The sequence below is a fragment of the uncultured Cetobacterium sp. genome, assembly GCF_945952365.1.
Taxonomy (GTDB): domain Bacteria; phylum Fusobacteriota; class Fusobacteriia; order Fusobacteriales; family Fusobacteriaceae; genus Cetobacterium_A.
In genome coordinates this window covers 135,404-145,845 of the sequence record NZ_CAMFHX010000001.1, presented here as the reverse complement: position 1 = coordinate 145,845, position 10,442 = coordinate 135,404, and the positions used below count along the sequence as shown (strand labels likewise).

Here is a 10,442-nt window from a genome sequence, read left to right as displayed (position 1 = left end):
GCAGTATTAAATTATTATGTAGCGTTTGAAAAATACAGATCATCACTTATTTAATTATATGTAAAAGAAAATTAAAAAAGTATAAAATATATACCATGTATGTTAAAATATTTTTATATACAAAATGAAAATAGTTGGAGGAGAAAAAGTGGTAAAAAAATTACTGATAGCATCAACGATGCTATTGTTACTATCATGCGGGAGTAATAATGCAAAACCTAAAGCAAGAGAAAGTGCAGGAAAGAATATAAAGATATCTGAAGTTATTCCTGAAAATATTGTAAGATTAAATATATCAAGTGGAGTTACAGAACCTTTAAGTGAAATAAAAACAGTAACTAAAACTGGAGGAACAGTAAAAAAAATAAACTTTAAAAATGGAGATAAAGTACAGAAAGGTCAAATAATATTAGTCTTAGAAGATCAAGAGGTACAATCGGCTTATCTAAGAGCTCAAGCAACATATATAGCAAATAAAGCAGATTTTGAAATAAAGGAAAGAAATTATGTGAAATTTAAACAACTCTTTGATAAACAACTAATATCAGAAGAGGAGTATTTAGTAAAAAGATCAAATCATTTAAGTGCAGAAAGTAGTTTAAAAAATTCAGAAGCAACATATTTATCAGCTAAAAAAGATTATGAAGATTTAATAGTAAAAGCAAAATTTACAGGAGTTGTAACAGATTTAAATTTAAAGTTATATGAAAAAGTTTCAGCAAATACAGATGTAGTAACATTAGTAGATGATAGTAAAATTTTAGTGAAAACAGGAGTATCTGTACATGAGATAAATGAACTATCAGTAGGAAATAAAGCTGAAGTGGATTTAGAAGGAGTACAAAATAATTATTTTGGAAATGTTTATGAGATAAATCCTGTAGCAAACAAAGATAATAAAAAATATCAGATAAAAGTTGAAATTGATAACCCAGAAGGGCAGATAAAAAAGGGTATGTATTCTAAAGTTGCAGTTCAAACTGGAGCAAAAGAGGGTTACTTAGTTCCTAAAAATGCGATAGTTATAAAAGAGTTGTATTCATATATTTTCATTGTTGAAGATGGAGAGGCTAAAAGAATAAAAGTTGATAGAGGATATTCAAACGGAGATAAACAAGAGATTTTAAGTGATGAGCTTTATTCTAATATGAAACTAGTAGTAGATGGACAATTTTTATTAGAAGATAGAGATAAAGTAAATATTTTAAACTAGGAGGGACAGATGAACATATCACAATTTTCAATAAAGCGTCCTGTAGTTACTATGATGATAATAATATCGATGGTTATTCTAGGAATATTGACTTTAGTTAATTTGAAAACACAACTTATGCCTAATTATAATATGCCGATGGCAGCTATAAGAGTAAGTTGGAAAGGGGCATCTCCAGATGATATGGAGAAGTTGGTGACAAAAGAGGTTGAAAAAGGATTAACAAGTGTTGAAGGAATAAAAAGAATTTCAACAAAATCAACAATGGGTAAATCAGCATTGACAATAGAGTTTGAATATGGAGTTATTATTGATAACAAAGTTAATGATTTGGTTACAGCTGTAAGTAGAATAAGAAATAGTTTACCAGATGATATAGATGAACCTGTAATAAGAAAAACTTCATCTTCTGGTGATAGAGTAATGCTTATTGGACTTAGAGGAGAAGACTTAATAAACCTGAAAAGTTTTGCAGATAATGTTGTTATTCCGAGATTAGAAAGAATAGAAGGAGTAGGAACAGTAAGTGTTTTTGGAGGATTAGAAAAAGAGATTAGTATAAATATTGATCCAGAAAGATTAGAGGCTTATAACTTAAGTATAACAGATTTATATAGTACTTTAAAAAGTGCAAGTTTAAACTTCCCATCAGGTTACATCAGAGAGGGAGATAAAGAATATCTTGTAAAAGTTTCGGGAGAAGCAAAAACATTAGAAGATATTCAAGAGATTGTTCTTAATAATAGTAATGGTGAAACACTGTATTTAACAGATGTAGCAGATGTTAAATTAGGAATTAAAGATAGAAGTAGTTATGGAAGAACAGATGGGATTGAAAATATTATTATAAATATAGAAAAAAGTGATGTTGGAAATACTGTAGAGATATCAAAAATAGCTAAAGAGGAGCTTATAAAAATTGAGCCTTTATTACCAAAGGGTGCTTCGTTTACAATAAATAGAGATTCAGCAGTAGATATAACAAGATCAATAAATACAGTTAAAAACAATGCAGTAACAGGATTAGTTTTAGCGGGAATAATTTTATTTATATTTTTAAGAGATTGGAGAGCAACTCTTGTAGTAACGGTAGCTATTCCAGTATCAATAATTGCAACATTTGGTTTCTTTGGAGCTAAAGGAATGACTCTAAATATAATATCTTTAATGGGACTGTCGTTAGGAGTTGGAATGTTAGTTGACAACTCAATTGTAGTATTAGATAATATATTTAGACATCTAACAGAGCTAGGGCAAGATAGAATGGAAGCAGCAGAAAATGGAGCAACAGAGGTTGTTATTCCAATTATAGCTTCAACAGCAACAACGATAGCTGTTTTTATCCCAATTGTAATTAGAGAGGGAAGAGCAAAAGAGATATATAAGGATATGGCTTATTCAATAACATTTTCGTTATTAGCTTCGTTAATAATAGCAATAACTTTTGTTCCGATGATTTCGAGTAGAATATTAAAATCAAAGACAACAGTTCACGAAGAGGGAAGAATTTTAAAGTACATAAAAGGTCACTATGAAAATATTTTAAAGGTATCTTTAAAATATAAAGCTGCGGTTTTAATGGGAATGGTACTATTGTTTGTTGGGATAGTTGGATATGGTTCTAAAAATATAGGTGGAGAGTTTATGCCTACAACAGATGATGGAATATATACAATAATAGCTGAATTACCAAGTGGTATGGATGTTGAAAAGTCAAATAGAGTGGCAAAGGAGTTAGAGGAGATTGTAAGTAAAGATCCTCAAACGCAAAAGTTTATATCGTCAGTATCAAGTGAAGCAGTATCTGTAATTGTAGATATTGGACCTAAAGGTGAAAGAAGTAAAAAGGTTCAAGAGATTATGGGAGAAACAAGAAAAAAGGTTGCTCACATACCTGATGTAAAATTAAATTTAGTTCCGAGAATGGCTTTTGGAAGAGGTACAAGTAGAGACATATCTCTGATTTTAAAATCAGATGACTTAAATCAATTGAGTTATGTTTCTAGAATGATAACAGAAAAGCTAAGCCAGAATCCAGGGTTTACAGATATAAATAACTCTATGGTAAATGGAAATCCAGAGGTAAGAATATTATTAGATAGAAAAAAGATGGAGTACTATGGAGTAAAAGTAAATGATTTAACTTTATCGGTTAGTTACCAGATATTAGGTGGAGCTCCAATAAAAATAAAAACTGGAAATGAAGAGGTTGATGTAAGTTTAAGACTTGCAGAACAGTTTAGAAACTCCCCTGAAAAACTTCAAGAGATGAGAATAAAATCTCAAAATGGTGGAGTAGTAAAATTAAAAGATATTGCTAAACTAGAAATTGGAGAGGGAGCTTATGGAATAGAAAAAGAGGATAAAATTACCATGGTTACAATTGATGCCAATACAGCAAATGGATTGGATTTAGTAACTGGACAAAAATATATAAGAGAGATTTTAGAAGAAGCAGGTTTACCTAGAACAATTTCATACTCGTTTGGTGGAAGTGGAAGAAACTTAGTTGAAGTAAATGAGCAATTGAAGTTTGCATTTATGGTTGCGATGTTCTTAGTTTACTTTATACTGGCAGCTCAATTTGAATCTTATATCCTTCCTGCAATAGTTATGGGAACTGTACCACTTTCTATAATAGGAGTTTATAGTGGATTGTTATTAACAGGACAGAAAACGAATACGATGGTTTTTGTTGGAATAATAATGCTTGCTGGAATAGTTGTAAATAATGCAATAGTTTTAATAGATTATATAAAGATTCTAATAGAAAGAGAGTATCCACTAAACGAAGCTATATTAGAAGCTGGTAAAACGAGATTAAGACCAATATTTATGACAACAATGACAACAGTATTTGGAATGATTCCACTTTCTTTAGGTCTTGGACAAGGAAGTGAGATGTATAAAGGAATGGCGATAGCAGTAATCTTCGGGTTAGTATTCTCGACATTGCTGACATTGATTGTAATTCCTATACTATTTTATCTATATGAAGTAGGAAAAAAGAAGATTTCTAAGTATATCTAACATAGAATATAAAAAATGTTAGAGGAGTATCTTATGAAGAAAAAACTAAAATATCTATTTTTAGGACTTTTATCATTTGTGACTTATGTAGTTTCTGAAGCTGCAACAATTGAAAAAGAGTTGACATATAAAAAATATACGTTAACGGATTCTTACAAATATGGAAAAGCAACAAGAAGTTTTCAATGGGAAAAGATTTCAGCTCACCTAGATAGGTTAGATAGTTTTCAAAATCAAAATTTAACATTGGGAAGCTTAAAAAATTATAAAAATATAAATGGATTACCGCCCGTGGCAAAGCAAGTTGCGATGGAAAAATATAGTGATGGAAGTAGACCAGCTGTAAAGGATATATATGGGAATAGAAGAACTCAAGGAATTCCATTATATATAGAGGGAGAGATGGATAGACCAGAAAGATATGCACCAGATGGATCATTGGTTTCAATATTAGGGTCTGGACCAGGTATCTATAAGGTAAATGTAGAAAATATAGATGGAGAATGGATAATACCAAGCAAATATGTAAGTTTTATAGAGGCTAAAACTTTTTCAAAAGTTATAGTTGTAGATAGAAAAAATCAAAATATAGTGACATTAGAAAAAGTTGGAGATATTTGGAAAGTAAGAAGTATGAATCCAGCATCAACTGGACTTGATAATCCACCACATCAGCTTCCAACACCATTAGGTGTATTTGTAATTCAAAGTAAGAAGTTAAAGATGGAGTATTTGAGAGATGGTAGCCAAACAGAGATAGATGGTTATGCTCCATATGCAAGTCGGTTTTCAGGAGGGGGATATATTCATGGAGTTCCAGTGAATTTACCTAGAACAGAGATGATAGAGTACTCTCAAACTTTAGGAACAACTCCTCGTTCACATATGTGTGTAAGAAATGCTACATCACATGCTAAATATATATATGAGTGGGCAGAAATAAATAAAGGTTTAGTAATAGTAATTGAATAAATATGTTGAGAAAAGTCAAGGATTGCGTATTCTTGACTTTTTTTGTGTAAAATGTTAAAATATAAAGGGTTTTATTAGGAAAAAAGTAGTAAATGGAGGTTTTTGTGTTAGGGAAAAAGTATTTAATGTTAGCTCTTATTTTAGGTTCAATATCAACAACATCTTTTGGTTTTACATTAAAGAATCCTACAAAGACAGAGAAAAAAATTGTACAGGTATCTAAAGAAGATACAGAAAAAAATCTATATCAAGAGATTGGATTAGCTGGTAAATTGGATTATGATGTATTTAAAACAGCTTTAAATGGTTATAATAAAATTGAAAGAAAAAAAGATCTTTTGACAATAATTGATTATTCAAAACCATCAACAGAAAAAAGATTTTTTGTAATTGATATGAAACAAAAAAAGATATTGGTTAATTCTCATGTGTCACATGGAAAAAATAGTGGTGGAAATATAGCTACATCTTTTTCAAATAAGGTAAGTTCAAATAAAAGTTCTTTAGGATTCTTTTTAACTGAAAATACTTATATGGGTGGAAATGGATATTCACTAGTTTTAAATGGTTTAGAAGAAGGAATAAATGATAAAGCAAAAGAGAGATACATTGTTATTCACGGTGCAGATTATGCAAATCCAAAGATGGCTAAGTCATTAGGAAGACTTGGAAGAAGTTTAGGATGTCCAGCACTGCCTAGAGATATATCAAAGAAAACTATCGATATGATAAAAAATGGGTCTGTAATATTTGCTTATGGAAATGATACTAACTATTTAGAAAGAAGCAGTTACGTATAAAAATATCTTGATATAAAAAAAGCTGAGTTAATCTCAGCTTTCTTTTTTGTAAAAATTTTGGTCTTTGATATGAAGATCCATTTGTGGAAATGGAATAGAGATATTAACTTCATCTAATGCTGGTTTTAATTTTTTTAAGATATCAAAATATGTGTCCCAATAGGTTTGATTTTTAGTCCAAACTTTTAACGCTATATCAATAGAACTATTATTATATTTTTCAATATTAATAAATGGCCCTGGATTTTTTAAAATATTTTGATTAGTTTTTATCAAGTTATTTAAAACTTCAAAAACTAAATCAATGTTACTTTCATACGCCACAGAAACAATAATTTTCATTCTTCTATTAGGAGTTTTAGAGTAGTTTATAACTTGATTAGTTATAACATTACCATTAGGGATACTGACAATATCTCCACTGAATGTTGTGATTGTTGTAGAGAAAACATCAATAGAAGATATAAGCCCATAGTTTCCAATAATTTCAACCTCATCATCGACAGAGTATGTTTTAAATATAAGAATAATTAGTCCACCAACAAAATTAGATAGATTATCTTTTAAAGCTAAACCAACTCCAATTCCGATACTTCCTAAAAAAGCGATTAAAGAACTTTGTTGGAAACCTACGATAAGTAGTGAAATAATAAGTAAAATAATAATAGAACCTGTATCAATTATTGAAGATAGAAAAGTTCTAAAAGATGAATCAATAGATTTAAAAGCGTTAGTTGTATAATATTTAGAAAGAGATTTTCTAAATATTTTTCTTCCAATCAAAAAGAAAACTAAAGCCATTGAGAATCTAAAAAGTAAAATAATAAAATTATTAGTTAAATTAATTAAGAACTCTTCACTGGTAAAAGTCTTAAAAACTTGTAATAAAAACCCTTCGTAATGTTGTTCCATAAAATCACCTCAAGTAGTATTTCGTGAAAATAATAAAATTCCTTTAAAATAAAAATAGTTGCGAAGAATCGAAAAGTATGATACAATAACAAAAGTTTAAAAACTAAACGTTTGTTAAAAAAAGGAGGAAATAGTGGTTAAGATAAGATTGAAAAAGAAAAGAGATTTAGTATCGACAACATTTTCATTTTTTAATTTTATATTTTCTTCTTTTAAATATTATACATTATAAATAGGAGTGGTGACTACATTTTGTAGTTACTATTCCTATTTTTTTTAGAAAAAAATAGGAGTGATAGTCGTGAAGAAAAACAATTTAACAAAAAAAATATTTTTTGCCTTGGTGTTAGGAGTAACTTTAGGTATTGGATTTTTATTTTTAAGAGAGAATCTAATCCAAAATGGAAAAATTGAAACATGGAATATGATAAATTCAATTTTATTCCAAGATATAACAAGACCAGAAGCAGCAAAAGCATTTGGAATATTTTATATAATAGGGCAGCTTTTTATAAATGCACTTCAATTAGTAATAATTCCAATGGTATTTACATCAATAATAATAGCGGTTACAAATATTCAAGACTCGAAAAGCTTAAAAAGAATATCATATAAAACATTTTTAGGATTTGGATCGAGTTCAATTTTAGCTTTAGTGTATGCTTCGATAGTTGGAATGATGGCTTATAAAGCAAAACTGTTTTCAGTATCAATTCAAAATGTATCTATGACAGGAGGAGCAACATCTTCAAATCCACTGATGATTTTAATAAAAGCTATACCACAAAATATATTAGCTGGATTATCAAATAATGGAAATGTTCTTGTGGCTGTTTTCTTAGGAATATCTGCTGGAATAATTTTAAATAAAATGAATGAAGAGGATTCTATTATAAAAAAAGGTGTAGTTGAATTAAATAAGATGTCACAAATATTTTTAACTTTTGTTATTAATAAGTTTGCACCGATAGCTATTTTCTCTTTATTAGTTAGAACGTTTGCTATCTATGGAATAGGATATTTAAAAATAGCAAGTATCTATTTTGTTTTGACAGCAATTACATTGTTAACATTCTTAGTTTTTGGATATTCGTTTATTGTTTGGATTTCAACAGGATTGAATCCAATTCACTTTATGAAAAAGATATCAAATGTGGCAATGTTTGCATTCTCAACTTCATCATCAGCGGCATCACTTCCGTTGAATACAAAAGCTACTATTGAAAAACTAGGTGTAGATGAGGTTACAACATCATTTGTACTTCCGATGGGAATGACAGTAAACATGAATGGAACAGCAATAATGCAAGTTATAGCAACACTGTTTATAGCAGGAGTAGCAGGATATGAGATTACAGTATTTAATTTAGTTACAATCTCTATATTGGCTTTACTAGCATCAATTGGAACTCCAGCAGCACCAGGAAGTGGAGCTATAATACTATTTACAATTTTAACAGGAATGGGATATAGTAATGAAGTAGCTGTATCAGCTTATGCAATAATACTTGGTATAAACAGACCTTTAGAGATGTTATTAACGGCTCTTAATGTTGTTGGAGATAGTGTTGTTGCAGTTTATGTTTCGAAAAGTGAAGGGAAATTAGATTTAGAAAGATATCACTTAGAAGAGGAAAAATTAGAAACTGTAAAATAAATTAGAAATAGGAGTTAGCTAGCTAACTCCCATAAATTTTAATTACTTTATTAATAGTTCAAATAGTTTTTTAGCTGCTTTTTCAGGTCCTGCTTTTTCAAGTCCTTCTATACCCAATCCAGTTCTTATTTGTCCAACTAAAGTGTTATCGTTAAACATCTTATCAAAGTATTTATCAATAAGAATATCAGTATCATCTTTTCTTTGCACAGGACCAAACGGATTAGCAAAATATGATGTAACTAAACCAATTTCACTAGTTGTTCCTTTAGCATTACGTGCTCCGTTTATAAAAGTAGGTTTTGCAAGATTTGAACTTTCAAAAAATTCTAACTCCTCTCCCTCTTCATAGTTGTTTGCGTATAAGAACATATCAACAGGATATTTTTTTGTAATATCTGCATGAGTAGATATTGGAATAATTATACGTGAGTTTATTTTATCAGGATTCATAAATATACTTCTATCAATCTCTTTATATGGATATCCTATATCTAAATCATCAAGTCTTACGAAAGCTCCAATCTCAGTTCCAGAAGCAGTAAGAGTGTTATTGTCTAGTTTTAAAACTCCCATATCATCAAAGATTATCTTCATATCTTTAACATAGTCTTCACTAAGTTTTCTAAATGCTTCTAAACTTTCAGATTTACCAGCACCACTATCTCCCATAATAATAACATTTTTTTCTAAACCATTTTTAAATGTAAGATTTACCATAGCACCGTGGATAGGAAGATATCCAGAATCTATCATTTTTAGATTATGTAGAGTTAGAATCATTTTTTTCATATAACCGAAGTAATCGATTCCTTCATTAAAGTTAACATATCCAACCATGATATCATTTTGAGAATCTTTATAAAACTCTGTTCTCATTTCTGAGTGGAAATCTTTAACTCCGTACATATATATAATATCTGGTTTTTTATCTATATACTCCTCTTTCTTAGCTAATTCAAAAAGATTACTTAAAGTAACTCCTTGTGCCATAAAGTTGATATCGAAGTATACAAAAGCAAGTAGCTCTCCAACTTTAGCAGGGAAGCAAATCCAATTTTCTAAGTTAAGAGTCAAGTTTTCAATAGGGTTTTCTTTGTTTTCACAGAAGATTCCTTTTCTAGTATTTTTTCCAGGGTATGTGATAAAAGGCGGTTGTAAAACTATAGATTCTACAAATGGAATTTTTTCTAAAAAAGAATACTCTTTAGGACATTTCCAAGTAATATCATTTAAAATAAGTCCAGCATTAACTCCAGCATGAAGCTGTCTGTAAACTCTGTGGTGTTCACCTAAGATATTTTCCTCTACAACTCTATATGTTTTTAAAATTAAATTTGTAAAACTGTTCATTGAATCAATGAAATTGATATTTTGAAGTCCTAGACTTGCATTTTTATTACGAATAATTGCATATCTTTCATATTTTCTCCAGTAAGAGTAAAGCCCTTCAATAAATTCAAAAAGAAGAGATTCTTTATTTAAAAGAGAAGTCAGTGTAGGATCAAGTTTTGACACTTCTTTTTTATCTAGAATAATTAGCAGTTTAAAAAGTCTAATCATAGTTTCAGATATATCCTCATTACAACTAGATTTTAAAAATTGAAAAACAGAAGTATTTTTGCTTTCAATTAATCTAATATATTTTGAAAGAACTTTTTTAAAAGATGAACTTGAAAGTAAATTCTCAGATGTATCACAGTATTTTGTTGAAAAATTTAAAATTGCACTATTTCTACCTATAAAAATCTCTTGCTTCATGAAATCCTCCTAAATTATATTTGATAACTAGATTTTATGAAAAAAATGTCAACAAGTCAAGAAAAAATAAAAATTTATTTTCTTTTTTTAGAAAGAT

Annotated in this window: 7 protein-coding genes; 5 read left to right on the top strand and 2 right to left on the bottom strand. The window is 29.1% G+C overall.

The annotated features are described in order from the left end of the window. Positions 1-148: 148 nt before the first annotated feature. The 4 genes from Q0O83_RS00710 (at position 149) to Q0O83_RS00695 (ending at position 6,015) form a co-directional block, all read left to right on the top strand. A complete protein-coding gene (locus Q0O83_RS00710; RefSeq protein WP_294093112.1) occupies positions 149-1,213 on the top strand; it encodes an efflux RND transporter periplasmic adaptor subunit in 1,065 nt (354 codons plus the stop codon). A gap of 9 nt (positions 1,214-1,222) precedes the next feature. Further along, positions 1,223-4,243, top strand: coding sequence for an efflux RND transporter permease subunit (locus Q0O83_RS00705; RefSeq protein ID WP_294093111.1), 3,021 nt, complete (start codon positions 1,223-1,225; stop codon positions 4,241-4,243). Positions 4,244-4,276: 33 nt separating this feature from the next. Then, complete coding sequence (locus Q0O83_RS00700) at positions 4,277-5,215, top strand: L,D-transpeptidase (RefSeq protein ID WP_294093108.1); 939 nt, start codon at positions 4,277-4,279, stop codon at positions 5,213-5,215. A 104-nt stretch (positions 5,216-5,319) separates the two neighbouring features. Beyond that, positions 5,320-6,015, top strand: a complete 696-nt coding sequence (locus tag Q0O83_RS00695) for a murein L,D-transpeptidase catalytic domain family protein (protein WP_294093106.1) — start codon at positions 5,320-5,322, stop codon at positions 6,013-6,015. 33 nt (positions 6,016-6,048) lie between these two features. Here the strand turns inward: Q0O83_RS00695 and Q0O83_RS00690 are convergent, their stop codons facing one another. Continuing rightward, a complete protein-coding gene (locus tag Q0O83_RS00690; protein ID WP_294093104.1) occupies positions 6,049-6,927 on the bottom strand; it encodes a mechanosensitive ion channel domain-containing protein in 879 nt (292 codons plus the stop codon). Positions 6,928-7,228: 301 nt separating this feature from the next. Here Q0O83_RS00690 and Q0O83_RS00685 point away from each other — a divergent pair, with 301 nt between their 5' ends. After that, the gene (locus tag Q0O83_RS00685) at positions 7,229-8,584 is read left to right on the top strand and encodes a dicarboxylate/amino acid:cation symporter (RefSeq protein WP_294093101.1); all 1,356 of its coding nucleotides are present in this window, start codon (positions 7,229-7,231) and stop codon (positions 8,582-8,584) included. A gap of 42 nt (positions 8,585-8,626) precedes the next feature. Here Q0O83_RS00685 and Q0O83_RS00680 read toward each other — a convergent pair whose 3' ends face one another. Continuing rightward, positions 8,627-10,345 (bottom strand): phosphoenolpyruvate carboxykinase, encoded by a 1,719-nt coding sequence (locus tag Q0O83_RS00680; RefSeq protein WP_294093099.1) that lies wholly within the window; start codon positions 10,343-10,345, stop codon positions 8,627-8,629. Between the last annotated feature and the right edge of the window lie 97 nt (positions 10,346-10,442).